Origin of the sequence: Bacillus sp. FJAT-27231, assembly GCF_001183975.1 — a bacterium.
In the GTDB taxonomy this organism is placed as follows: domain Bacteria; phylum Bacillota; class Bacilli; order Bacillales; family Domibacillaceae; genus Pseudobacillus; species Pseudobacillus wudalianchiensis.
Window position 1 is genome coordinate 1,509,732 of the sequence record NZ_LFZU01000001.1, and the last position, 25,817, is coordinate 1,535,548.

The following is a 25,817-nucleotide window of genomic DNA, read 5'->3' on the forward strand; positions in this document are numbered from 1 at the left end:
CAAACTAAACATTGAATTATAGGAGGGGTTTTATGGATATTAAACTCCCGCCAGAAATTATGAACGAGCTCTTGGTTGAATTGGAGAATATGAAGACCCACGATCACTTGGTGCCTATAGGGATCTCTGCTCGTCATTGTCACTTAACGGAAGAGGACTTTAAAATCTTATTTGGAAATAGTGAAGAATTAACAAAGAAAAAAGACCTTTTTCAGCCTGGACAATTTGCTGCCAATGAAACAATCCTAATCAGCGGTCCCAAAGGAAGCATTGAAAAAGTTCGCATTTTGGGCCCATTCCGTTCTAAAACTCAGGTAGAGATTAGTTTGACAGATGCGATAAGGATGGGGGTTCGTCCCCCTATCCGTCAGTCTGGAAATATTAAAGGATCTTCACCTGTTACTCTGGTAGGGCCTAGTGGAAGCATTTTTAAAGAAGAAGGTCTCATTATTGCGCAAGCGCATGTTCATATGTCGCCTAGTGATGCTGCTCTGTTCCGTGTAAAAGATGGGGAACTAGTGAGCGTGGAAGCCGGGCATGGAATTCGGAAAGCCTGCTTTTCTAATGTAATGGTTCGTATAAATGATAAATACCGTCTAGAAATGCATATTGATACCGATGAAGCGAATGCCTGTTCAATTGAAAATGGACATTTTGGTAAAATTGTAAAAAGAAAGGATGAAGGATCATGAATGATCTCTTCATCCAAAAGATTGTAGAAGAGGTGTTAAAACAGGTTCAGAAAGAATCGATTGTCCATTCAAAACCTTCTATTTTGGTTATTCATCCGGGAACAGAAATGTCAAAAGAACAAGTGAAGGAATTGCGAAAATACTGGGAAGTGACAGAGGTCTCTTTAACAACAGAAAAAAATATGAACCTTCCGCCGTCTGTTACCGAGGCGGTTTTTCTAGAGGCAAGCCAAACACTGATGGTCAAAGGCGCATTAGGCATTGCTGATACGGCTGAAAGTGAATGGTTATCAAACTTATTGCTACATGGAGTAAAGACTTATATAGTCCCTGATCAACAGTTATCTTTTCTTTTGCATGATAAGGTGCTGCTCAAGGCTAGAAATAGGGCTTATCAACAGATGTTTTTAACCTATCGTGAAACTCTCTCTTCGTTTGGGGTTTTTTTTAATTCTTTGGAGGAGCTAGTACAGGCTGGAGGGAGAAATGAAAAAAAATCCGGTCAAAGTGAAGATAATATCTTCCATGAAAAGCTAATTTCTCAAAAGGTGATAGAATCATGGAACGGCCGAGAAATAAAAGTACTACCAGGTAGCATTGTCACTCCTTTAGCAAAAGATCTAGCAAAACAAAAAGGAATTAAAATTTTCGCACTGGAGGAGTGACAAATGATTATTGGCAAGGTAGTGGGAAATATATGGGCCACTCGAAAAGAAGAAGGTCTGACTGGTTTTAAGCTATTAACCGTTCAGCCTCTGGATGTTGAAGGAAACACAATTAATGTCAACACTATAGTTGCAGTGGACCGAATCGGTGCCGGGATCGGTGATAAAGTCCTTGTCACAACAGGGGCACCCGCATCATTTATCGATCAAAAAAGGTTGCCTGTTGATGCTCTTATTGTTGGTATTATTGATCAAAATTGAAAGAAGTGATGAAAAATGAGTGAAGCTCTTGGAATGATTGAAACAAGAGGGCTTGCTATTTCTATTGAGGTTGCAGACAGGATGCTAAAGACTTCGAATGTCAGTATCGTAAACCAGGAAACGGTCGACTTAGCTCTTGTTACTATTATTGTTAAAGGGGATGTCAGTTCAGTCCAGTCTGCAGTTGAATTAGGGGAATCTTTGGCAAGAAGCGCCAACGCTTTTGTCTCTTCAAAGGTAATACCCCATCCAGATACGGGGACGTCTTTATTGATTAAAGAAAAAGCAGTAAAGGAATCAGTGGTCCATCGTCAGCAAACTAGCGCTGAAAAACCATTAACGGAAGAAAAGAAGAATACAGAAACCCGAATTAATTCAGTAAAAACAGATAAATAAAGATGGGAAGCACTTAATAAGAAATAGAGAGGAGGAGGCGAAAGAATGGCATTTAAGAGAAAGAAGATAGCAATTGTCGGCGCTGGTTTTACAGGAACAACGATTGCATTTATGTTAGTGCAAAAAGAGCTGGGCGATGTGATTTTAATCGATCAACCTTCTGAGGAAAAACCTGTAAAAGGAAAGTCTCTCGATATATATCAGTCTACTTCTATTCAAAAAGTAGACTCCAGGATTACCGGAACTAGTAATTATGCCAAAATGGCCGGCGCCGATCTTGTTATCGTTACGGCAGGGCTACCCAGGAAGCCAGGAATGGACCGGGATGACTTAATCGAGAAAAATGCAAAAGTAATTGAACAGATATCGAAAAATATCCGCAAGTATGCTCCGGATAGTTATGTATTAATATTAAGCAATCCAGTAGATGCCATGACATATTTATGCTTGAAGAAAACAGGCTTTCCTAAAAACAGAGTAATTGGCCAATCCGGTGTTTTAGACACTGCAAGATTTAATGCCTTTATAGCGGAAGAATTGAACATTTCTATAGAAGATATCTCTAGCTTTGTACTTGGAGGGCACGGAGATAAAATGCTTCCGCTAATCCGGTTTTCTTATGCAGGTGGGATACCACTAGACCGGATTCTGTCGCCTGAAAGATTATCTGTCATCATTGAACGAACCCGTAAAGGCGGAGGTGAAATTGTAGAATTGCTAGGAAAAGGGAGCGCTTATTATGCTCCTGCTGCGGCTGTTGTCCAGATGGCCGGGTCGATAATTAAGGATAAGAAAAAAATTCTTCCTACTGTAGCCTATTTAGAGGGAGAATACGGATATAACGACATTTGTTTAGGTGTCCCATGTGTGTTGGGGGGAAATGGTATTGAGTCGACTATTGAGCTTGCTTTGACAAAAGAGGAAAAAGAAGCGTTTAATCGATCAGCCGATTCAGTAAGAAGTACTATAAAATTCCTCCACAGCTCTCGTTCGGCTTGGAATTTCCAATGATTGGAGAGGTGGACTGTGATAAATAAGAAAGAAAAGACCGTTGTTGTTACTGGCGGTAGCAAGGGGATTGGAAAAGGCATATCAAGGAATTTCGCTTGCCAGGGGATGAAAGTCGCAATAGTAGGAAGAAGTAAAGAAAGTGCTGAAGAATGTGCCGCTGAAATTAGGAGAGAAGGGGGGATCGCGAAAGCTTTTGAAGCTGATGTATCAAATATTGAATCAGTGAACGCCATGGCCAAAAAGGTAAATGATGAATTTGGCGGAATAGATGTTTTGTGTTCCAATGCCGGTATTTTCCCCTCTGTGCCACTTGAAGAAATGACTGGCGATGACTGGGATCGAGTAATGAATATCAATGCAAGGGGAACTTTTTTCTCCGTACAGGGTTGCTTGCCTTATCTTAAAAAAGCAGAGGCTGGCCGGGTCATCCTTACTTCTTCTATAACAGGGCCTTTCACTGGCTACCCCGGTTGGTCGCATTATGCAGCAAGTAAAGCTGCACAGCTAGGGTTTATGCGAACAGCCGCTCTCGAGTTAGCTGCTTATAATATTACAATTAACGCCATTCTTCCAGGGAATATTTTAACTGAAGGCCTTAAGGAGCTTGGGGAGGATTATTTAAAAAAGATGGCGAAATCAGTACCTTTAAAAAGACTGGGAACAGTAGATGATATTGCCCATACCGCCTTTTTCCTTGCTTCTAAAGCCGCTGGCTTTATTACCGGGCAAACCATAGTTGTGGATGGTGGTCAAATTTTACCGGAAGACAGTAGTGCAATCAGTTAACTTAAAAAAGAAATTGGGAACAGGATTAACAAGAAATTAATGAACAAAACTACATCCATTGATAAGAATTCATTCAAATAATTATAAGAAGAACGCGTTAAGAAAGCTATGTTTATCTAGACGTGTTCTTTTTATAATTCTTGATTTTACAACTGTCTCTCCAAATAAACCTTTGCACTACATTCTTATTGGCGCATTTTAAGTAGAAACTGAATAGAAAAAAGAACCCGCTGCTTTAGGGTGAAACTTTTAAATGAAAGGCTCTGTTAAATCTTAAGGTTGATATTTGCATAATAATTAAGGGACCCCCTATTTATATAGGGGGTCCCTCATACTTATTCAACTCCGTTGATTAAGTATGTTTATTAATTGATTTATTTTTTACATTATCTAATTCCTTTAATACATATCCATTTTTTATTCGGATTTACATAAAACTCTACTGTGTTAAACCCCGTTTTTTTAAACAGTTGCTCCATATCTTCCTTTGTTTTATAGGCTTTCATATGATAATTAATTTTGTATACCTCGGCAATAATGAAAAAACAGCCTTCTTGTTTCAATACTCTAAAAACTTCTTTTACACTGTTTTCTAAATCTGACCAAAAGTAATGTGTTTGAAAAGCAGTGATAATATCAAAACTATTTTCTGGAAACGGAATGTCAGTCACACTTGCTTGTTCAATGTGTACTTTACCTGTTTCTACATCTACTTTATTAGCTCTTATAGAATCTTTTACTGCCTGTTCGGAATAATCTATGCCATATAGTTTCCCATATGTATTCATGTTTGACAGTAATTGCAGTGTTTTTCCTCCACCACAACCTACATCCAACATTACAGATTCTTCTCTTACTTTTATCTTCTCCAAAGCCCATTTGTTCATTTCAATATGAGCAGAGTTCATTATCCTTAACATAAATGAACCTAAAATTCCATTAGGATTCTTAGCTTGTTCTATCAACTTATTTAACAAGTTCAACTCCATACCTCCTTTCACTACATCCAATTCTATATATCGTTTACTTAATACGATTGAAAATGATATAAGTTCCGTTTTTTCCATTTCTTGTTCAACTATCCTGCCGTCAGTCAAGTAAGCACTATACATTGAATTTAGACAAGCGTAAGCTCTCATAAGTATCTCTCACTTCAATACAAATGATGTTAAAAAAATTTTTTAATATTGTGTCTTGTACTTTCATTGCTGCGATTATCTATAAACTGGAACCAAGTGAGGTAATTGTCGAGATATTTTGTAGCCACGCCTTTAAATCGGTCAATCCACTGTTTCATTCGTGAATGAAGACCATTGACACTCTGAATATGATACAAGCCCTTAATAACGTATTTTCCATCGTTTGATTTAATACGATAATGTTCTAATCCTTTTTCTTTAGCATACGTTTTATAAGCTCTCCAAGCATCTGTTACAAGTACGTTGTCGGTGATTAATTTAGAACCAATCATTTTATCTACTTTGTCTTTCACGATGCGACCCATACAAGCAATTTTGGAAACAGTTGCTTTTGTGCGGTCCCTTCCAACAAGAACACAAACTTGTTCGTGGCTTATACCTCTATATTTAGATTTTCCACCACGCTTTCGAGGTTTGCGTTCAGTAATACCACGTTTTCCCTTTTCAGAGTACAGGAAATAGGTTTCGTCAATTTCAACGATACCTTCAAAATGTTCAAAATCCATTTGTTTGAGAGCGTTTAGTAACTTGTGTCTCCAATAGAAAAGTGTAACCCAAGTAACCCCAATGATTTTAGCCGATTTTCGTAGGGAATAGGAATAGCCCTTAAACATACATTCAACAAATATAATCCATTCGTCTCCTTGTCGGGTGCGATATAAAACAGTATTAGTCGTATCAGTAAAGGTTTTTCGACAACTTTTGCATCGATAGTGTTGACGACCATTATATTTTCCGAACCGAACAACGTGTTCAGATGTACAATGAGGGCATCTAAATCCTTTTTTGAAACGATTTTCTCTCATTTCGTTGATTAGGCGGCCACTAACAGAGGAAGAAGGCTGAACATAGCGTTTTACCCATTGATATACTTGTTCTTTTTGTGTATGAGGTAATTTATCAATATATTTTAGTAGATTGCTAAACGCTTTGCTCACTATTCTCCCTACCGAACGTTTGTTCTTGTGATGATTATACTAAGGATTCGGAGAAGTATCAAATAACAACATCATACTTTAACGAAGACAAATGAAAAGATCACGTTAGTCGAGGATCAAATATTTTTAGCGATATTGAAGGAGAAGTTGAAAAATCAACCGACTAGCTGGTTCCTAAATACAAAAGAGCCGGCTTTTTAAAGTGGAGAAGTTTGGTGACCCGTAATACTTATGGGAAGAGAGTTATATGTTTAGCAGAAGCAGTGATCCATTTTTATTGATGAAACTTTTTCAATTGTAGAACGTATAAAAACTAAGTTCTTTCATCATGAATATAGTAATCAATGCATCATTATTCTAAAGTACAGGAGGTTTGGTTTGTGAAATTTTCCGGCAAGTTCCTGATTAAGTTAATGCTGTTGAGTTCTTATCTCGTAGGCGGTTCCGCTTTTTTTATTCTTATACTAAGCAAAGGAATTATAACATTAACGAGTCCTCTTTATTTATTAGGCATCTTTTTGTTTGTATACGGATGGGTTTGGTTGGCCCGTACCTACTTGAGTAAACAAAAAGATGGAAACAAACAACTCACTCAACATAAGATTATTCACTAGATGATCTTCTCGCGTTCATTGGTAATGACTAATAGGCGAATATTCAAACTCAGATAACCTTTAATCATCAAAAGGCGATAAATGAACTTCTTAATCAGCAGTGCACTCTATTAGAGGTTTATGTTTAGCTTCTTGAGAAACTTGCTACATCATAAGGTTGAGGAATTTATTAAAAAGTAAATATCACATTAAAGTAGCAAAAATACAAAACAGGCATGGATTAAGCAAATCCATGCTTTTAATTTGTCCATCACTTAGCCGCTGCCGTAGTCAAGTGGACTCACAGAAAGAAGGATATCGTTTATTATCTTCATCAAAGTAGCGCATAATTTATAAGGCAGCGATGAATTGTTAATATGTAGTCTAGTTAATGCAGTACCCTCATATTTCTTAATTAACTGTTAAGGCCCTATTTGTTGTTGATATGCTGACAAAGGAGACGAAAGGAGCATCTGTCTCCTTAATTAAAGGCCTATTCTTTAGGATGACTTGTGGCGGATTTGGCCATTCTATTGTTAACGAAACCTTTACAGAAAATTTTTTATTTTAGAAAGGAGGGAAGCAGATGGAGTCCCTCTGGCTAGAATATGCTTGGACATTGTTAATTTTAATTGGATTAGAAGGACTATTATCCGCTGACAATGCCCTTGTACTCGCTGTTATAGCCAAGCACCTACCAGAAAATCAGAAGAGAAAGGCTATAAATTACGGAATCATCATGGCTTTCGCTTTCCGATTTGCTGCTCTTTTTGCGATTTCTTTTATTGCAAACGTCTGGCAGGTACAGGCTATAGGAGCAGCCTATCTTCTGTACTTAGGCTTAAAGCATATCATTCAAGCCCGGTTCGGGAAACAACATGAGAACATCCATAAGGATGATCAAAAGGAAGCCTCGGGGAAAGGCTTCTGGCCCACAGTAGGAAAGATTGCTTTGGCCGATCTCGCTTTTGCCATTGATTCAATTCTAGCTGCAGTTGCTCTTGCCCTTGGCCTTCCAGATTCACCGCTTGGGGATTTCGGCGGCATGGACGGGGGACAGTTTATTGTTGTTCTTCTTGGAGGTATTGCTGGCCTTATCTTAATTAAGTATGCAGCAGCCTGGTTTGTAAAACTTCTTGGCAAACGTCCAGCCTTGGAAACAACAGCCTATGCCATTGTTGCCTGGGTCGGTGTGAAGCTTGCTGTCATTACACTTGCCCATAATGATATTGGTATCTTAGATCCTCATTTTCCTCATAGTCCCATTTGGACTCTCATCTTCTATGGAGTACTAATCGATATCGCTTTGGTCGGCTGGTTCGCACCAAGTAATAAAAGATAAACCTCAAAGTTATTTGGACAAGATATTTATCAGTCAGGATTTTCCGATAGTCATCTGGGTGATGAGTAAAGGTGAGCTGTTCATACAATAATCGTATATACAAATTGGAATGAAAATAAGCACGGCATGAATCTGTCTAATCTATGCCGTGCTTTCGTCTGTTTCCAAGCAGGCGAGCGGCTTGTTTAGCTTTTTCCTGTTCCGAATTAGAATAAAGTGTTGCTGTTGTAGTAGATGTATGTCCAAGCTGCCTCATGAGAAGGTGGATATCGTTTGTCTCTTCCATCAATTTTGTTGCATAGGGATGACGTAATGTAAGAGGAGCCAGCGCATATCCATTTTTTAAGGATGATAGTGGTAAGAGTGCTCCCTTTATTACTAGATACGCCTACAAGTGATTTTGAGGACGTCTTTAAAGCGATTCTACTTTTTTAATCTCGATAGCTAAACCAACTGTCATAAGGAGTTAAGATAAAACCTTTTCACCTTTTAGTTTCTTGTGGATCTGTTGCAAAATGATCTTGGAGGCAGCCTCTTATATGTTTCTCTATAATTTATCAAACATTTTACTTTAATTGTAAAAAAATAAATTAAATACCTGTAAAACTAGTCTATTTTCTTGTTTCTTCATAAGTTATAATAGATTTCATATTATTAAATTTATAGAGAAAAGAGGAAAGAATTTGAAGGGATTTCGGGTCTTATTAGCTTTATGTTTATCAGTCAGCTTATTTGCTGCGACGCCAGCGTTAGCAGCCGTCAAGCCGATTGAACGTTATGATATCGGGGATGTCGGTCCGGACCATCGGTTTTACGAATCTATTGAACGCTTTATTTATACAGATATTATTGATGGATACGTGGAAACGGAGACATATGAGGAAGATGGCGAGGTATATGAGGATTCATATGTATCAGTTCGTCCGGATGAGAAAGTAACACGGGCGCAGTTCACGAAAATCTTAGTGAATGCCTTGTCTCTGAAAGAGGGAGCAAAGGTCAAAGAATTCTCTGATGTAAAATCAGCTAAGTGGTACTATAACTACGTCCGTATTGCCAGCAGCCAAGGCATTGTAACAGGACGCTCTGACGGAAAATTTTATCCAGATGAAAATATCACACGTGATCAAATGGCAGTTATGATTTACCGGGCGTTTAAAGGAAGCGTAGCTTTTCCGAAATCCATCAAGACTTTCAAGGACGTACCGGCTAAAAGCTTTGCCTATGAAGCAGTTGTGAAACTGGCAGCCAATGGGATTATTCAAGGATATGGCGATACGTTTAAGCCGCAAAACCCTGCCACTCGCGGACAAGCGATTGCGATTCTTGATCGCGCTATGAATCAGGAAGCAGGTGCGCCGGAAGATAAGCAAGCTGTCACACAAGTAGTAGACCGCAACATTCAGGAAGAGATTCGGCTAATGAAGGAAGAAAACATGCCGGCACTGAAGGCACTGTACCATGAAACCACAACGGGCTATTACTTGTCTTATTCATTGGATAGCCTGACACTGGGCGGTGACATGGAGGAACTAGATGGCACGCTCTCGATGGAACCGATCGGCGTTCATTCCCTTAAAGCTGTGGCGGTTCATAAACGTCTAGCAGAAGTGCGTATCGATAATCTGAAATATAAAGTTTCTTTTACATCACCAGACCTGTCATTCTCTGTGAATGTAGACGCTTCTGGAGCAGCTTACTTGAAAAAAGGATCAGACGGTAAATGGAAGATTTATAACATTGTGCTGGATGAAGAGCCAGGAGAAGATTGGCAGTCAGAAATTTCGGCAGCCGCAAAAGAATCATAATTAGATAAAGGTCTGTTTAGTTAAGAGTATGCTCAATGAAAACCCTGTGTTAGGTGACACAGGGTTTTTTCTTATGAAATAAAGAGAGAGCTCCGTTTCTTTTATGGAATTAAGCCGCTCCTCGCCTAGAAGAAATGCACATTTGCTCTTAACAAATTCTCTTCCGAAAAGGCAATTGTCTAGAGGGAATAATATATCTTTTTTAGTTCTTTTATTTTTCCTTTGTGAAGTTTTAGCTTCCTATGCAGCAAAAAAATATACTTCTTTCAATCAAAATTATCACATCCATTAACTGATTTTATTTTAGGCGGCTAAAGAGTGTTTTCTTCTTGATCTGCCATTTTTATAATTAAAACCTGGGGAGCGAGGCACTAAAAAGAGGGATTTTCTCTCGTCTTTGAAAGGTAGCTAGTTAAGTAGGGAGACAGATGTTATGCTGGTTTTCGGATTTGAGGGCACTCTATACATAACAAAGCATAGTGCGTTTTTACTAATGGAAGAATACGACTATTGAAATATTTACCAAAAAGAAACGATGCTATAAAGTATACTATGGATTTCATCAATTGGGAAAGGAGTAAACAAATGAAAACAATTAGAACTATAGTATCCGTATTTGTAGCTTGTTTCGTTGTATTTTGCCTTTTTTCTACTTATAGCGCTGAGGCAGCTACTTACAAAGGATTCAATTTTAAACCTGGAGATATCGTCATTACAAAGAATACAAGTAGTAGAGGTGTTACTGGGCATGCAGGAATTGTAGCAAGTGATGGGAAAAATATCGTTCATTCTCATCCAAGTTACAATAAGGGCAAGCCACATAAAATGAGTATATCCACTTGGTTAACAAAGTACCCCAAAACCAAAGTAGTTAGATCAAATAGCAGCACAATAGCTAATAAAGCTGGAAAATACGCTTATAATAGTTACATAGTCGGAACGTATAAGAATCAGTCATATAAGGTAACATCTAATCCTAAAGATCGGACATATCTTTATTGTTCTGAATTAGTGTGGCAATCCTATTACTACGGAGCCAATTCAACCTTTTATACATTTACAGTAAAACCATACAAAAAAGTTATTCCTGACATTATTGAACCATATGGTTATTTAAACCCGAGCTTACAAAAATTAAACGGCTATAAAACTGTAAAAACTTTCAGCTGGTAATAAAATGAAACCCTCATTGGCAGGATCCGATACATAGGATGTGTTAGTGCAGGCGGTGCGGAATGAAGCTGTGTTATGAGAATGCTTCATCTCCCGGTCTATACAGGGATTTCGAGACGCTCCAATAAAAGTAGAAATTCATTATTGATAAAAATAAATTACCATCCCCTAACTAACGAGCAATGTTAGTAGATGATGTCTATCATGTATTCCTTTATATTGGGATTAGGCAGAAACTATCCGTCTATCCAATGTAAAGGATTTTTTTATGGACTTATGAAAACGTTCAATGTGGATTTAATTAATGAAGTTCTACTGAAAGTCTCTATAATACTTCATAAGTTAGTCTATCAAAAAAAAGGTAAAAGAACACTTTTATCGGATTGTTTTGTGTCTGTTAGGGCTAAAAGGTTTTTTATTTTTTTAAATCCTTTAGTCTGCTAATACACTAAAAATATCCTTTGACAGGCTCATTGGATTTGTATAAACTCTATTTATTACATTATTACTATAATACATTATCGTATTAAAGTTTTAGTAGGATAATAGACTACTAATGGATAGCAGTGACCTAACACAACAATATACTTTATTAAAGGTGGTTTTTGGCATGACACGATTATTTTCTAGATTACTGATGGTGGCAGCGGTATTTTTACTCCTTTCAGCTTGCTCAAATTCAGGATCAGAGACGGCTGGAAAAGAAAACAAAGACGAAAAAATGTTAGTAATAGGTGTGGACGATAAATTTGCCCCTATGGGATTCCGAGATGAACAAAATGAGATTGTTGGTTTTGATATTGACTACGCTAGAGCTGCAGCTGAGAAAATGGGAGAAAAGGTTAAATTTCAACCAATTGACTGGGCAACAAAGGAATCTGAACTAAGCAGTGGCCGGATTGATCTTATCTGGAACGGATATACCATTACAGACGAGCGTAAAAAGAAGGTCTTGTTCACGAAGCCTTATTTAAAAAATGCACAGGTTATTGTCACAAAAGCGGATTCAAAAATAACGAAAATAAATGATTTAGAAGGAAAAGTAGTTGGACTTCAATCGCTTTCCTCTGCTTCTGATGCATTAAATGCCAACCCAATTAAATCTAAAATTAAGTCGGTTACTGAGTTTTCCGATAATGTGATGGCGTTAACGGATTTAAGAAGCGGACGCTTAGATGCTGTAGTAATTGATGAGGTTGTTGCTGACTATTACATGTCGAAAGAAAAAGGTTCTTTTAAGGTACTTGAGGAGTCTCTTGCGCCTGAAGAATATGGAGTCGGTGTTAAAAAAGGAAATGAAGAATTACTAGAGAAGCTTCAAAAAGCGCTCGATGAGATGAATGAAGATGGAACAGCTGCTGAAATTTCTAAAAAATGGTTTGGCGAGAACAAAGTTTTAAAACAATAAGGAATAGTAAGCAAAACAGGATTTCCTTTGGGAACCCTGTTTTGTTTTTGGAGGCTTATTTATGTCTATTGATTACATTCTCTCAATTTTAGGGCCAATGCTAGAGGGGGCACAAATGACAGTCCTCTTGTTTTTGGTCGCCATTGTCATTTCGATTCCATTAGGATTCTTATTAATGCTTGCTGTAAGAAGCAGCATTAAACCACTATCCTGGATGGCTCATACTTATATTTATGTTATGCGTGGAACACCTTTGCTGCTGCAGCTTTTATTTATCTGCTTTGGGTTACCGATGCTTCCGGTAGTAGGTGAATACTTAGTATTTGATCGCTTTGTTGCTGCTTGCATAGGATTTATTTTGAATTATGCCGCTTATTTTGCTGAGATTTTCCGCGGCGGTGTTTTAGCGATTGATAAAGGCCAGTATGAGGCAGCGCAAGTGCTTTCTATGAATAAATGGCAAACAACGACACGTGTTATTCTGCCGCAAATGTTTAGAATTGCACTTCCTGCTGTTGCGAATGAATCGGTGACATTAGTAAAAGATACTGCTCTTCTTTATGCAGTCGCTGTACCAGAATTGTTACACTTTGCCCAAACTGCAGTGAACCGTGACTTTACCATTGTACCCTTCTTGGTCGCTGGGATTATTTATTTAATCATGACACTCTTATTAACGATGTTCTTTAAATGGCTCGAACAGCGGTTCAAATTTGAATAGAAGGAGTGGTGAAAGTGGCTATTATTGAAATAGAGAATCTTAAAAAATCATTTGGGAAACAAGAGGTACTTAAACAGATTACATTTGATGTGAATAAAAATGATGTAGTGGCAGTGATCGGCCCATCGGGTTCTGGGAAAAGTACGATGCTCCGAAGCTTAGTACATTTAGAAAAAATAGATGGCGGAAGTATCCGTGTTGATGGCGAAAACCTAGTACAGGATGGGATCTATTCGAAGCCACAGGAGATTAAGCGAATAACGTCTAAAATGGGGATGGTTTTTCAACACTTCAACCTTTTTCCGCATTTATCTGTTAAAGAAAATTTAGAGCTCGCTCCAAGATTAGTAAAAAAAGAGACATTCAAAGATATTCAAAAACGAAGCACTGAACTCCTAGAAAAAATCGGACTTTCTAATCGAGCAGCTGCTTATCCTGCAAACCTCTCTGGTGGACAAAAACAAAGAGTCGCCATTGCAAGAGCACTAATGATGAACCCTGATATTCTGTTATTTGATGAACCGACATCTGCCTTGGACCCAGAATTAACGGGGGAAGTATTACAAGTCATGAAGGACCTTGCAAAAGATCAAATGACGATGATTGTGGTCACACATGAGATGGGATTTGCTAAGGAGGTAGCAAACAAGGTAATCTTTATGGATGATGGAGAAATTGTCGAAACTGCCCATCCGGATAAGCTATTTGTGAGCCCGCAGTTTGAAAGAACGAAAACATTCCTAAACCGGAGCTTCAAGTAATTAAAAAAGACAGTCAGTTTCCTATACAAAATAGGGAGCTGACTGTCTTTTTTAATATTTGGTAGTACGTTCGAGTCAACGTTATTTTGGTGAAAAGCATTTCGGGAAGTATTGAGTAATGAAGCATACAAAACTTTATATTCTTTTTACATCTATCCTTTCAAAAATTAATATTCGATTGCTATTTTTAATAGGTAATCTATTCAAATTAATGAAAGAATAGGAGAGGTGTAGATTGAGAGGAAAATGGTTACCTGCTTTTGGTGCTCTCGTATTAGGACTCAGTGTTATCACTGGCGGAGTGATGGCTTCTGCGAAAGAAAAACATAAGGATATTTTAAATGTATCACATCGTGGTGCTTCAGGGTATGCTCCAGAGCACACTCTAGTATCCTATGACATGGGAGAAAAAATGCATGGGGACTATATTGAAATTGACTTACAAATGACCAAGGATGGACAATTAATCGCCATGCACGATGAGAAAGTGGATCGGACGACGGATGGGACAGGCTTTGTTAAAGATTACACATTAGCGGAAATCAAGCAATTAGACGCAGGAAGCTGGTTTAACGAAAAATATCCCCAATATGCTAATTCAGATTATGTGGGATTAGAAGTACCGACTCTTGAAGAAATCTTCCGTAAATTTGGGAAAAATAATCAATATTATATTGAAACAAAGTCACCAGACATTTACCCAGGCATGGAAAAAGAACTTTTACGCCTTATTGATAAATATCATATAGATAAAGAGACACTGCTTGTTCAATCTTTCAGCCCGCAAAGCTTGGAAATTATGCATAAACTCGATCCATCTGTTAAGCTAATTCAATTACTATCTTATAAAGCAAATGCAGAAATAACAGATGAAGAAGTGGCAGCCATTAAAGAGTATGCGATTGGAGTAGGTCCTAACCATACATATTTAAACAAAGAATATGTACAAAAGGTCGTTAACAATGGGCTTGAAATCCATCCATATACAGTAAATGATAAAGAAAGAATGAAGTTGTTAATTAACTGGGGCGTTACAGGAATGTTCACAAACTTCCCGAATTTGCTTCATGAAGTTAAAAAGGGAAAATAAGTTCTTTTTATTTAATTGAGAGGAGAGAAGTCATATTCTCTCCTTTATTGTTTGGTTTTCCTTTAAACTTTGTTAAGTATCTTGCTTAAACTAACGGACAGTTTAATGCAATAAAGGATGCAGTTTTATTAAAAAAGGATGGGCATTATGCCGATTAATTCTTTTGATCACTATCCAATGAGTTGAAATCCATCCATAGACAAAGCCAAAAACCTATTTATCAAGTACTCGCAGAGATACTAAAATAAGACATTTTAAATTTTATATAGTAAAGGAATAGTGGGCAGATCAAGGAAAAGGAGGGAGGTTAGTTTAACAAGAGTTGTTTAAAGTCAAAAAGTATAAGGGGATTTTTCCGGTTTCCCCTATACAAGTATTTTTGTAAATTAACTCTCTATTTGATTAACTTGTATCATAATTTTTGTGACATAATGCTCCTTGCGATTCATTACAACTGTATCGTAAATATACTCCTCAAAAACATAATCACCTAAGGTTAAATTTAAGCGATCCATCTCTGAGAAAAGTCGCTTATATGTCTTATGTATGGTGCTCTCATCCCCTCTATGATATCCACTGAGAAACTCACCCTTTACACTTTTAAAGTACGGATATCCTTCCTTGGGATTCGGCTGCTCGATATATAAATAGCTATAATTAGTGAATTCTCCCTTTAATACTTGCTCCCGTTTCGTTATCCCGCCTATCGGATAGCCTGTATCAAGTTGTAATACGTCCAATTCATTAACAAAATCTGAAACGACCTCTACAAATTCCTCATCAGTTATATTTTCAATATTTCTACTTAAATAAAGTGTTGCTTCTGGTAATTGTTCAAGAATAACTTGATGTAAATCAAGATGTAATGCTTCTTCCATTAATGCTATTTTTGTATCGACAATTTTTTCCTTCGTTTCGATCTCCTGGCGTTTTTTCATAATCTCTTCTTTTTTTTGATACATAATGGATAAAAACCTTTCAGGTGATTTATTTTGCATATATTGTTGAATATCGTTAAGCGACATACCAAGGTCCTTTAATAAATCGATAACAAAAAATAGCTCAATCTGGCGAATTGAATAATAACGGTAACCTTTTTCGTTTTTATGCTCCGGAGAGAAAAGCCCAATTTGATCGTAATAAAAGAGTGTTTGTTTGTTTACTTTGCAAAGCTTCGCGAATTCCCCTGTAGTTAAATATTTTACATTTTTTTTATTCATTTTTTACAGCTCCATTCTTGACTATATAGTTACTATATACACTAGGATAGGAATTGTAAAAAACAAAACAAGTTAGTTTGCGATCACGACAATTAGTTTGTTAAGGAGAAGGTAAAAGATGAAGACTTATCAAGTCACCTTAGGATTACTATTAATGAATCTATTTATAGCCTTTTTGGGAATTGGTCTTGTCATTCCAGTCTTGCCTACGCTGATGAATGAATTAGGCATTACGGGAACAACAGTTGGTTATTTAACCGCAACATTTGCCATTGCTCAATTGATTGTTTCACCATTCGCAGGGAAAGCGGTAGATAAATCGGGTAGAAAAATTATGATTGTGATAGGCCTATTTATTTTTGGCATCTCAGAATTTTTGTTTGGGATGGGCAGAGAAATCGAAATTCTATTTATTTCTCGTATTTTGGGCGGAATTAGTGCAGCATTCATTATGCCAGCTGTTACAGCTTTTATTGCTGATATTACAAATCTGGATAATCGCCCAAAGGCGCTAGGGTATATGTCAGCTGCCATTAGCACCGGATTTATTATTGGTCCAGGTATTGGTGGATTCTTAGCGGAATTTGGCACACGTATCCCTTTTTTCTCCGCAGGAGCTCTTGGTGTAATTGCGGCCATACTCTCCATTATTTTATTAGATGAACCGAATCGTAAAGAAGATAATAATGAACAAACCTTAAATAGTAGGACTGGCTTCAAACGTATTATTAACCCAAAATATTTCCTTGCGTTTATTTTAATTTTTATAGCCTCATTTGGTTTAGCAGCTTTTGAATCGTTTTTTAGTCTATTTGTAGACCATAAATTTCAGTTTACACCATCCGATATAGCGATCGTTATTACAGGCGGGGCGATTTTTGGAGCAGTTTCGCAAGTCATCCTGTTTGATAGGATTACACGAATTTGGGGCGAAATTAAACTGATTCGATATAGCTTAATATTATCGGCCCTGCTTGTCTTTTTAATGACTGTTGTTCATTCATATTTCTCTATCCTGCTTGTTACATTTACTGTTTTTGTTGGATTTGATTTATTTCGACCAGCCATTACTTCCTATCTTTCAAATATCGCTGGGAACGAACAAGGCTTCGTTGGTGGAATGAACTCTATGTTTACAAGCTTAGCAAACATTAGTGGACCCATTCTAGGGGGGATATTATTTGATATAAATATTAATTATCCTTACTACTTTGCGACTGTAATACTGTCTCTAGGAATAGTTATTACATTGTTTTGGAAGAAGCAGGCAAAAGACTCTTTAAAAGAAGTGAAGGCTAGCGTAGATAATTAATCGAAGCCGACAGCGATAACAACCCTAAACAGACTCGATTGCGATAATGAATAGTATCATGTTGATCCACAAGTAAAGTAAATTAATTTATCGACAAAAGTCGGGCACTATAGAATCAATCCCCGGCCTCTGCAGATCCCTAATTTTAACAGTTTGTTACGAGCTGTCCAGCAGGTTGTTAGCTGTTTTTGAATGATCCCGAAAAGAATTTCTAAAAGTGAAGCTCAAATGACCGATATGATCATGACAGACAGCGTTCCTTTGATTAGAAAGAATCCTCCTGTATAGTTGCACATGATTTGGAAGCTGGATCTCTCAAAAGAAATAGCCGGACGAGAAAAGGATAAAGTGCTTCCGACAGGACTGTTATCTTGTTGAAAGTAGAAAGAGAAGCGTTCTTTATTCTAGTCCCATCCAACTGGGGAGATCAATAGAGCAAGAGACAGAAAGAGCGTAGATAGGCGAGAAGATAGATCTATCAATTAGCACAAGTGCCCCTGCCCAGTGAATTGGCAGGGGCACTTGTATAGGGATTACTTTTAGTCAAAACACGAAAAATTTGTCTAATCACCGACGGTGTTCGACAGTTTTTTCTAGCCTTTTTTCGCTACAATAGGAGAATAGCGATACAGGGCTTTAGGAAACCAACAGGATGGTATTCGTCCATGCTTGTAAGAAATGTACAAAAGTTTTATCAATACTAAGGCTCTTTTATAAATGAGATTAAAAAAGTAAAAGTCTTGAAAATCCGCTAATTAATGAATAGATAAAAGGAGAGTTAACGATGTGGAGAAAGCTCAAATTTAAATGGTCAAAATTTATAACTAGAAGAGATAAAGAGAAAGACCAGTTACTCGATGAGGAACTCTTAAAAAGGATCGTTCGGTTATCGATTGAATCAAGAAGGCGTCATAGAGGTGAGGCAAATAGGATGGGGTTAAAAGTCATGAAGGGCGGCAAGGATTGAGGTCTTGCTAGTCAAAATAAGCAATTCATAAAGGCTGTGATCAGGCAAGTATCTCACTTGTTCATTGGAAATAGGTGAAGAAAGATCTATTTAGATGATAGACCAATAAATCCTGAGTTTTTTGCTTGAGAGATTGACACTGGTTCTGTTTCTAAATTATACTTTGGATAATTATTTGCAATTTTAAAAAGATTAATGAAGAATAGAGGGTTGTAGACTAGTGTTAAATTGTGCTCAAGTTGATTCTTTGTGCCGGGAATATACTTCATTGGATAAACAAGAGATAGAGAAGATTAAGGAAGTCTCTAGACAACTTCAATTGATTGCCGATTTAACGGGGACCAATGTCTTCATAGATTGCCAGATAAAAGATTCTACCAATGCCATTGTTGTGGCGGAAGCTTCTCCTTCTACCGGCAAAACGCTTTATCACGAGCCGTATGTTGGAACAGTCGTGTATGAGCAATTTGAGCCAAGTGTCTTTCTCTCTCTTCGAACAGGAAAAAGTGTTCTTTTTAATAAAGCAGTAACACAACGGGGTATTTTCGTTAAACAAAGTGTCACCCCCATTAAGAACGATAATGGCCAGGTAATTGGTATGCTTATTAAGGAAGAGCATGAACAAAGAGAGCTAGAAAAGATGAAATCGCTTTCCCCGGCAACCGAAATGTTATGGGAATTATTTTTCTTTACTGATCATGAGCGGCCCGCTCTATCGGATATTATGAAAGAACATTTTATTTTGGTGGATGCCTCCACAAATATTGTCTATGCAAACCCATCGGCTAAAAGCTTCATTGCTGAAGTGTATAACATAGACGGTTGTGAAGGAAAGCCTGCAGAGGAAGCACTGCCTTTTATTAGGCCGGTGATCCATTCTAACAAAGATCTGGTTATTGAAGAAATTCAAGTATCCAAATTTTTTCTGGAAGTCAAAAAGGTGGATATTTATAAGCAGGATCAGGTAACAGGCATGCTGATTCTGATCCGTGATGTCACGGATTTGCGTATGAAGGAAAGAGAGCTTGTTGTTAAATCTGTGGTAATCCGGGAAATTCACCACCGGGTGAAAAATAATTTGCAAGCAGTAGCCAGCTTACTGCGGCTGCAGATCAGAAAAGGTGTATCCGAAGAAAGCCGAGGCTATTTAACGGACAGTTTGAACCGGGTACTGAGCATCGCCTCTGTTTATGAAATTATTTTAGCAAGCGACAATGTGGATAATGATGAGGTGGATATCGTCGGCCTATCTAATAAGATCGCACAAATGCTGATCCAAAACGGCGGATGTGAGCAAACTGCGCTTGAATTGCGGTGCCATGGGGAGCAAATATTGGCTGATTCTAAAAAAGCAGTCTCAATTGCACTCGTGGTCAATGAACTTGTCCAAAATTCAATCAAACATGCATTTAAACATCGTTCCTCCGGGGTAATTGATGTGAGGTTTACGAGACAGGAAAGCAACGTCACTTTATCAGTGAGCGATAATGGGACAGGGATGGGAAAAGAAGTGAAGCGGTCGCTTGGATTAGATATTGTAAAAAACTTAATTGAACATGATTTATCCGGTGAATATTATATCGGATCTTCCTCAACCGGAACCACTGTCATCGTGTCATTTACATTAGAGCAGGAGGGAGTGAAGGAATATGAGGAAGCGGATTTTGCTGGTGGAAGATGAGTCGCTGATCCGTTTAGACATTTCCTCCATTTTACAGGATAATGGATATGAAGTAGTAGGAGAAGCAGGCGACGGGGAGAAAGCAGTGGAGCTTGCCTTTGCGCTTAAGCCAGATTTAATCATTATGGACATTAAAATGCCTAAATTAAATGGGTTGAAAGCAGGGAAAATCATTTCCAGCAAGCTTGATGCCCCTATTATTTTAGTGACGGCTTATAGTCAGAAAGAGTTTGTAGAAAAGTCAAAGCAGGCCAATGTAGTGGGCTATCTTGTTAAACCGGTATCTGAGGCGAATTTGCTGCCAGCTGTCGAAGTGGCACTGAACCAGGCTGCTAAAATGAAATCCATGCAGGAAGCCGTTACAGCGGCGAATGAGCAGGTGGAAAAGCGAAAGCTCGTCGAGAGAGCGAAAGGACTGCTTATAAAGAATCTGGCTGTTTCTGAAGAAGAGGCTTACCAGAGGATGAGAAAATTCAGCATGAAGCATCGGCTATCTATGAATCAGACAGCTGAAAAAGTGATTGCTAAATATAAAGAATCCTAGATAACAAGTGAATAGTAAGTAAGCACAGACGCTTAACGATGGTATAAAGCCACCGGGAGGAGTCTGTTTTTTTATTGCATTTTATACTTAAATTTATGAAAAAAGGAGAGGGTTATATGAGCATGATTGGCAATATTGTTGTGTATATCATTATGACATGTGCAGTCTTAGGAGCTTTTGCGGCGATCCGCAATCCTGAGGAAGGTCTAGGAAGGGAATTTATGAATGGCCTGCATACGGTCGGTCACATCTTTGTCCCGGCAGCGGGGATCATGGCGTCCATTCCATTTTTGTCACAGTTTATTGATTCGGTGATTGGACCGCTTTTTAACTCCGTGGGGGCCGATCCGGCCATTGCAGCTACCGCTATTTTAGCAACAGATATGGGCGGTTACCAATTAGCCAATGTGTTAAAAGAAACATATGAAGGATGGATTATGGCCATGATTGTTGGCTATATGGCCGGTGCGACCATCGTTTTTTCGATTCCTATGGGACTGGCCATGCTGGATAAAAGAGATCACAAATACATGGCACTAGGCGTGATGTCGGGTGTATTAACGATTCCGATTGGTGCATTCATTGCAAGTGTGTTAACCCTTTTATTTAATACGAAAGTGCGTAATGTCATTAATACAACGAGTGACTCAACATATGAGTTTGCTTTATCCTACGGCAAAATTATGGTGAATTTGCTGCCGTTGCTTATTTTTGTGATTGCGATTGCAGCAGGGTTGAAATTCTTCCCGAAATTGATGATTCAAGGCTTTATGATTTTTGGAAAAGTGATGGATGCCGCTATTAAGCTAGTGTTAGTCTTTTCGATTGTGGAGATCTTTACAGGAGCCTTCTCCAGTTTATTTGGCGCATGGGGCTTCGATCCCATTATGGCAGATAAGAAAGACCAGTTCCGGGCTTTAGAAACAGCCGGTTATATTGGCATTATGCTGGCCGGTGCGTTTCCGATGGTTTACTTGCTTCGCAAATATGCAGCAAAACCGTTAGAGGCAGGGGGAAGAAAAATTGGTCTTAGTTCAACAGGGAGTGCCGGTCTTCTTGCCACAATTGCGAATATACTAGCTATGTTCCAGCTTGTTCGTTACATGAGACCAAAAGATAAAGTTATTAACATTTCTTTTGCTGTTTGTGCAGCCTTTTTGTTAGGTGACCATTTATCCTTTACAGCCAATTTTCAGCCTAACTTAATCTTACCTGTCCTCATTGGAAAAATTTCTGCAGGTGTTATTGCCATTGGTCTTGCTTACTGGCTGTCCGTGCCGACGGCTCTTCGGCTTGAAGAGGAAGATCGTGCAAATGGCACCATCCGTCCTGGGGAGTATTTAGAGGAAGAGAACACTACAGCCAAAGAAAATATACAAGCACAAGAAAAAACCGTACAACAGGGGGCGCAAGGATGAGTGAAGAGAAACAGCGATTTATTCAGGAATTCGTTCCTGGCAAACAAATAACGCTTAGTCATTTAATTGCCAATCCGGATCCGGATATGTATACAAAACTTGGCATTCAGGAAGCAGGGGCACTTGGGATCTTGACACTGACTCCAAGTGAGACAGTCATTATTGCGGGAGACCTCGCTACAAAAGCAGCAAGTGTGACGATTGGTTTTCTTGACCGTTTTACCGGAAGTTTGGTTATTGTCGGAAGCGTCTCGGAAGTGGAGATGGCCATGATTGAAATTAATCGTTTTCTTTCTGAGCAACTGGGCTATACCTCTTCGAAAATAACAAAATCATAAGGAGAGGCAGAACATGATGAATCGAGTGATGTTAATTGGTTCCATTGGAGCGGGCAAATCCACCTTAACAAATGCCTTGTTAGGCAAACAGGTAGAAGCAGTCAAGACACAGTCTCTTGTTTATCATGACTGGATTGTGGATACACCGGGGGAATATACAGAAAATCCCTTGTTTTATAAAAATATTATGGCCACAGCTTTAGAAGTCACACACGTTTTTTATATTCAGGATGCCACGGGGGACAAAATGGTGTTTCCCCCGGGATTTAGCGCCGGCATTCCGAAATTGTCGGTCGGTATTGTAACAAAGGCTGATCATCCTAATGCCGATATAGAAAGAACGATTCAAAAGTTAAAGCAAGCTGTAACGGACGGACCCATTGTAGTGACCTCGTCCGTTACTGGCAAAGGAATTCAACTATTGCGGGATCTTGCTGCCTGTAGTTCCTTACAGGAAATGAAAGAGTATGCAGCAGCACGTAAGCAGTATGATTTTATTTTTAGGTGAAAACCTTTACAAAATGATGTTTTTTCGTTATATTTAGATTATTACATTTACAAAAGTATAGAAACAGGCAAAGGCGCCTCTGAGGAATTTGATGATAATCGATTCCCGGAGGCGTCTTTTTGCTTTTTAAGGTGGTGCAGAAGTGTGAAAAGCCTGGCATCCCGTGTGGAAACGTTATTAAGTGCCGGAATCGATATTGGTACGAGCACAACAAAATTGGTCATAAGCCGGTTTTCACTCATGAATTTAGCCGGAGGAACACATGTACCAAGAATTGAAATCATCGATAAAGAAGTTTTATATCGCAGCCCGATTTTTAGAACCCCGTTATTATCCGCCACGACGATTGATATGAATGCGGTCGATGATATCGTAAAAAGCGAATATGAGAAGGCGGGCGTGACATCGAACCAAATCCAAACAGGTGCGGTTATTATTACGGGAGAGACGGCCACGAAGCAAAACGCAGAGGAAATGGTTCATCATTTATCTGAACATGCCGGTGGATTTTTAGTTGCTGCAGCAGGGCCGGATTTAGAAGGGATTATTGCAGCCAAGGGTTCTGGAGCTTACAGTTATTCTAAAAAAACAGGCAAGTCGGTGGCGAATGTCGATATCGGCGGCGGAACAGCAAATATTGCGGTGTACAAAGACGGCAGGCTGGCTGGCACATGTACACTTCATGTAGGCGGTCGGCTCATTGAATTTGAAGATGAACAGATCAAAAGCATTTCTCCTCCCGTGGAAAAGCTTATCCGTCAGGAAGGCTGGACCATGCAGATAGGTGATAGTAAACATCATCCGGACATCGAGAAAATCACACGACGCATGGCCACAGTGATGGCAAATGTTTTATCAAAATCAATGACCAAGGGGGATGAAGTACTTTTATTGGGCCATCCTCCACAATGGAATGGAGACATTGACATCATTGTTTTTTCAGGCGGCGTATCAGAATGTATCTATCAATTAGAAGAGGAAAATGCTTCTCTGGCTGTCTACGATGACATTGGGATAGAACTCGCCTCTTCGTTGAGACGGGAACCGGGTTTGCAGCACTATGAATGGCAAAAGCCAAATGAAACAGTCCGAGCAACGGTTCTCGGAGCCGGCACCCAAACGACAAATATTAGTGGAGCCACGATTCAAGTAGAGAGCAGCCAACTTCCTCAGAAAAACCTGCCCGTCGTAGAGGTTTCGTTTGAATATGAAACCGCCGTAGGGCTGGCTAAATTGCAAAGCAGCGTAGAAGAAGCGATTGCGATTTATGATCCAGGAGGAGAAGGACAAAACTTTGTACTTTATTTGACGGATATCCCCTATCTCAAGTTTAGGGATATCCAGTCGATTGCTAAAAAGCTGATTGCCTGTCGGCAGCTAAAGCCCGATCCTCATCAGCCGTTTATTATTGTTTTACAGAGCGATCATGCGAAAGTTCTCGGGCAGACATTGCAGGCTTTGGAGCCAGAGCAGAGCATACTGTGCATTGATCAAATCGATATCGAGCAAGGGGGCTACATGGACATCGGCCAGGTTCTTCAGTCCGGAGTAGTGCCGGTAGTCATAAAAACCCTCACTTTTCACTCATAAAGCAAGGAGGAAGGCGGAGTTGAATCTTAAAACAACGATGGGCGGAACGACTTTTCAATTTAACGATTTGAAAGATCTTTTCGCAAAAGCAAATGAAGAAAAGTCCGGAGACCGTCTGGCTGGCATCGCCGCCGAAACGGTGCAAGAGCGAATTGCAGCTAAGTCGGTTTTAAGTGACATTACCTTAGCTGACATTCGCAATCACCCGCTCATTGAAGCAGAAAAAGATGAAGTATCTTTCATTATTGAAAAAGATATAAACGAACCTATTTACGAGCAGTTAAAAAATTGGTCCGTTGCTGAATTGCGTGAATACATTTTAGACAATGAGACAGGTGACCGAGACCTAAAGCGTATTAGCCAAGGGTTAACGAGCGAAATGATCGCAGCAGTGGCAAAGCTGATGTCTAATCTTGACCTTGTTCATGCCGCCAGTAAAATCGAAATCTTGTCGACATGCAACATTACGATCGGGCAAAAAGGAACGCTTGCTTCAAGACTTCAACCCAATCATCCAACCGATAATGTAGAAGGGATGATCGCTTCATTGAAAGATGGTTTGTCCTATGGAGTTGGGGATGCGGTTATCGGCATTAATCCGGTCGATGATTCAGTAGAGAGTGTGAAGAGGCTGCTAGAAGCGAGCCACGAATTTATTCAGGAATGGGCGATACCGACTCAAAATTGTGTATTAGCTCATGTAACCACTCAGATGAAAGCCGTTGAAAGAGGAGCGCCGGCTGACATGATTTTTCAAAGCATTGCAGGTACAGAGAAAGCGAATCGTTCCTTTGGCATTTCTGCTCCGTTGCTTCACGAGGCAGCTGAGCTGGCGAAAAAATTTGGCACAAGCAGCGGCCCTGAACGCCTGTATTTCGAAACAGGCCAAGGTTCAGAGTTGTCTGCAGAAGCGCATTACGGAATTGATCAAATGACGCTAGAGGCTAGAAACTATGGATTTGCCAGGCACTACAACCCTTACATTGTGAACACCGTGGTCGGCTTTATTGGCCCTGAGTATTTATACAATAGTAAGCAAGTCATTCGGGCTGGCCTTGAAGACCACTTCATGGGGAAAATGCATGGGTTGCCGATGGGAGTAGATATTTGCTACACGAATCATATTCGGGCGGATCAAAATGATATGGAAGACCTCGGAGTGCTGTTAACGGCTGCTGGAGTGAACTTTATTATTGCTACTCCAATGGGAGATGACTGTATGCTGAACTATCAGTCTATGAGCTACCACGATATCGCTACCCTGCGGCAAACGCTGGGGAAATCTCCTTCTCCAGAATTTGCTGAGTGGCTTGAAAGAATGGGCATTTGGGAAAATGGACGGCTCAGCAAATATGCTGGCGATCCAACACTATTTTCAAGATAGGAGGCTGAAAC

26 protein-coding genes and 2 pseudogenes are annotated in these 25,817 nt (G+C 39.1%); 24 read left to right on the forward strand and 4 right to left on the reverse strand.

Annotated features, from left to right (window positions below; genetic code table 11):
• The first annotated feature begins 32 nt into the window (after positions 1-32).
• The 6 genes from pduL to fabG are packed head-to-tail and all read left to right on the forward strand — an operon-like array spanning position 33 to position 3,811.
• Entirely contained in the window at positions 33-692 is a 660-nt protein-coding gene (pduL, locus tag AC623_RS07190; protein ID WP_049661794.1) for a phosphate propanoyltransferase, read from the forward strand.
• The gene (locus AC623_RS07195; RefSeq protein WP_049661796.1) at positions 689-1,357 is read left to right on the forward strand and encodes a hypothetical protein; all 669 of its coding nucleotides are present in this window, start codon (positions 689-691) and stop codon (positions 1,355-1,357) included. The genes pduL and AC623_RS07195 overlap by 4 nt, the downstream gene beginning before the upstream one ends.
• Before the next feature lie 3 nt (positions 1,358-1,360).
• Complete coding sequence (locus tag AC623_RS07200) at positions 1,361-1,618, forward strand: EutN/CcmL family microcompartment protein (RefSeq protein ID WP_049661797.1); 258 nt, start codon at positions 1,361-1,363, stop codon at positions 1,616-1,618.
• Positions 1,619-1,633: 15 nt separating this feature from the next.
• Entirely contained in the window at positions 1,634-2,014 is a 381-nt protein-coding gene (locus AC623_RS07205) for a BMC domain-containing protein (RefSeq protein WP_053104081.1), read from the forward strand.
• 45 nt (positions 2,015-2,059) lie between these two features.
• On the forward strand, positions 2,060-3,025 hold the full coding sequence (gene mdh, locus AC623_RS07210) for a malate dehydrogenase (RefSeq protein WP_049661798.1): 966 nt from the start codon (positions 2,060-2,062) through the stop codon (positions 3,023-3,025).
• Between the two features lie 15 nt (positions 3,026-3,040).
• The gene (fabG, locus tag AC623_RS07215; RefSeq protein WP_049661800.1) at positions 3,041-3,811 is read left to right on the forward strand and encodes a 3-oxoacyl-ACP reductase FabG; all 771 of its coding nucleotides are present in this window, start codon (positions 3,041-3,043) and stop codon (positions 3,809-3,811) included.
• A gap of 386 nt (positions 3,812-4,197) precedes the next feature.
• Here the strand turns inward: fabG and AC623_RS07220 are convergent, their stop codons facing one another.
• Together AC623_RS07220 and AC623_RS07225 are read right to left on the reverse strand one after the other, a co-directional pair.
• Positions 4,198-4,794 (reverse strand): class I SAM-dependent methyltransferase, encoded by a 597-nt coding sequence (locus AC623_RS07220; RefSeq protein ID WP_049661802.1) that lies wholly within the window; start codon positions 4,792-4,794, stop codon positions 4,198-4,200.
• 121 nt (positions 4,795-4,915) lie between these two features.
• Positions 4,916-5,948: pseudogene (locus AC623_RS07225) on the reverse strand (IS1595 family transposase).
• Positions 5,949-6,328: 380 nt separating this feature from the next.
• Between AC623_RS07225 and AC623_RS07230 the strand changes: the two are divergent.
• Together AC623_RS07230 and AC623_RS07235 are read left to right on the forward strand one after the other, a co-directional pair.
• Complete coding sequence (locus AC623_RS07230) at positions 6,329-6,562, forward strand: hypothetical protein (protein ID WP_049661803.1); 234 nt, start codon at positions 6,329-6,331, stop codon at positions 6,560-6,562.
• Positions 6,563-7,127: 565 nt separating this feature from the next.
• Positions 7,128-7,883 (forward strand): TerC family protein, encoded by a 756-nt coding sequence (locus AC623_RS07235; protein WP_049661806.1) that lies wholly within the window; start codon positions 7,128-7,130, stop codon positions 7,881-7,883.
• A 136-nt stretch (positions 7,884-8,019) separates the two neighbouring features.
• Here the strand turns inward: AC623_RS07235 and AC623_RS20950 are convergent, their stop codons facing one another.
• Positions 8,020-8,259 carry a tyrosine-type recombinase/integrase gene (locus tag AC623_RS20950; RefSeq protein WP_331457017.1) on the reverse strand — a complete coding sequence of 80 codons (240 nt, stop codon included), beginning with the start codon at positions 8,257-8,259 and terminating at the stop codon, positions 8,020-8,022.
• A 307-nt stretch (positions 8,260-8,566) separates the two neighbouring features.
• Between AC623_RS20950 and AC623_RS07240 the strand changes: the two genes are divergently transcribed.
• The 7 genes and pseudogenes from AC623_RS07240 to AC623_RS22250 all read left to right on the forward strand — a co-directional run.
• Complete coding sequence (locus AC623_RS07240; protein ID WP_049661807.1) at positions 8,567-9,691, forward strand: S-layer homology domain-containing protein; 1,125 nt, start codon at positions 8,567-8,569, stop codon at positions 9,689-9,691.
• 585 nt (positions 9,692-10,276) lie between these two features.
• Positions 10,277-10,864, forward strand: coding sequence for a YiiX/YebB-like N1pC/P60 family cysteine hydrolase (locus tag AC623_RS07245; RefSeq protein WP_197090950.1), 588 nt, complete (start codon positions 10,277-10,279; stop codon positions 10,862-10,864).
• A 610-nt stretch (positions 10,865-11,474) separates the two neighbouring features.
• Complete coding sequence (locus AC623_RS07250; protein ID WP_049661811.1) at positions 11,475-12,272, forward strand: amino acid ABC transporter substrate-binding protein; 798 nt, start codon at positions 11,475-11,477, stop codon at positions 12,270-12,272.
• A 61-nt stretch (positions 12,273-12,333) separates the two neighbouring features.
• Positions 12,334-12,993 carry an amino acid ABC transporter permease gene (locus tag AC623_RS07255; protein ID WP_049661812.1) on the forward strand — a complete coding sequence of 220 codons (660 nt, stop codon included), beginning with the start codon at positions 12,334-12,336 and terminating at the stop codon, positions 12,991-12,993.
• 14 nt (positions 12,994-13,007) lie between these two features.
• On the forward strand, positions 13,008-13,754 hold the full coding sequence (locus tag AC623_RS07260; RefSeq protein ID WP_049661814.1) for an amino acid ABC transporter ATP-binding protein: 747 nt from the start codon (positions 13,008-13,010) through the stop codon (positions 13,752-13,754).
• A 304-nt stretch (positions 13,755-14,058) separates the two neighbouring features.
• Entirely contained in the window at positions 14,059-14,844 is a 786-nt protein-coding gene (locus tag AC623_RS07265) for a glycerophosphodiester phosphodiesterase (protein WP_156187107.1), read from the forward strand.
• Between the two features lie 147 nt (positions 14,845-14,991).
• Positions 14,992-15,077 (forward strand): annotated as a pseudogene (locus AC623_RS22250) (hypothetical protein); the annotation flags it as partial.
• Between the two features lie 153 nt (positions 15,078-15,230).
• Here the strand turns inward: AC623_RS22250 and AC623_RS07270 are convergent.
• Complete coding sequence (locus AC623_RS07270) at positions 15,231-16,064, reverse strand: MerR family transcriptional regulator (RefSeq protein ID WP_049661819.1); 834 nt, start codon at positions 16,062-16,064, stop codon at positions 15,231-15,233.
• Positions 16,065-16,182: 118 nt separating this feature from the next.
• Between AC623_RS07270 and norA the strand changes: the two genes are divergently transcribed.
• The 9 genes from norA (at position 16,183) to AC623_RS07315 (ending at position 25,806) form a co-directional block, all read left to right on the forward strand.
• Entirely contained in the window at positions 16,183-17,376 is a 1,194-nt protein-coding gene (gene norA, locus AC623_RS07275) for a multidrug efflux MFS transporter NorA (RefSeq protein ID WP_049661821.1), read from the forward strand.
• A 784-nt stretch (positions 17,377-18,160) separates the two neighbouring features.
• Positions 18,161-18,343 (forward strand): hypothetical protein, encoded by a 183-nt coding sequence (locus AC623_RS07280; protein ID WP_049661822.1) that lies wholly within the window; start codon positions 18,161-18,163, stop codon positions 18,341-18,343.
• 220 nt (positions 18,344-18,563) lie between these two features.
• Complete coding sequence (locus AC623_RS07285) at positions 18,564-20,024, forward strand: sensor histidine kinase (protein ID WP_049661824.1); 1,461 nt, start codon at positions 18,564-18,566, stop codon at positions 20,022-20,024.
• On the forward strand, positions 19,993-20,568 hold the full coding sequence (locus AC623_RS07290) for an ANTAR domain-containing response regulator (RefSeq protein ID WP_049661825.1): 576 nt from the start codon (positions 19,993-19,995) through the stop codon (positions 20,566-20,568). Before AC623_RS07285 ends, AC623_RS07290 begins: the two co-directional genes overlap by 32 nt.
• 116 nt (positions 20,569-20,684) lie before the next feature.
• Complete coding sequence (gene eutH, locus AC623_RS07295) at positions 20,685-21,986, forward strand: ethanolamine utilization protein EutH (protein ID WP_049661827.1); 1,302 nt, start codon at positions 20,685-20,687, stop codon at positions 21,984-21,986.
• Positions 21,983-22,324 carry an ethanolamine utilization microcompartment protein EutS gene (eutS, locus tag AC623_RS07300; protein ID WP_049661829.1) on the forward strand — a complete coding sequence of 114 codons (342 nt, stop codon included), beginning with the start codon at positions 21,983-21,985 and terminating at the stop codon, positions 22,322-22,324. The genes eutH and eutS overlap by 4 nt, the downstream gene beginning before the upstream one ends.
• Before the next feature lie 13 nt (positions 22,325-22,337).
• A complete protein-coding gene (locus AC623_RS07305; RefSeq protein ID WP_049661831.1) occupies positions 22,338-22,832 on the forward strand; it encodes a EutP/PduV family microcompartment system protein in 495 nt (164 codons plus the stop codon).
• Positions 22,833-22,976: 144 nt separating this feature from the next.
• Complete coding sequence (locus tag AC623_RS07310; RefSeq protein WP_049661833.1) at positions 22,977-24,422, forward strand: ethanolamine ammonia-lyase reactivating factor EutA; 1,446 nt, start codon at positions 22,977-22,979, stop codon at positions 24,420-24,422.
• 37 nt (positions 24,423-24,459) lie between these two features.
• Positions 24,460-25,806: an ethanolamine ammonia-lyase subunit EutB gene (locus AC623_RS07315; protein ID WP_156187108.1), complete on the forward strand. Its 1,347-nt coding sequence runs from the start codon at positions 24,460-24,462 to the stop codon at positions 25,804-25,806.
• The last annotated feature ends 11 nt before the right edge of the window (positions 25,807-25,817 follow it).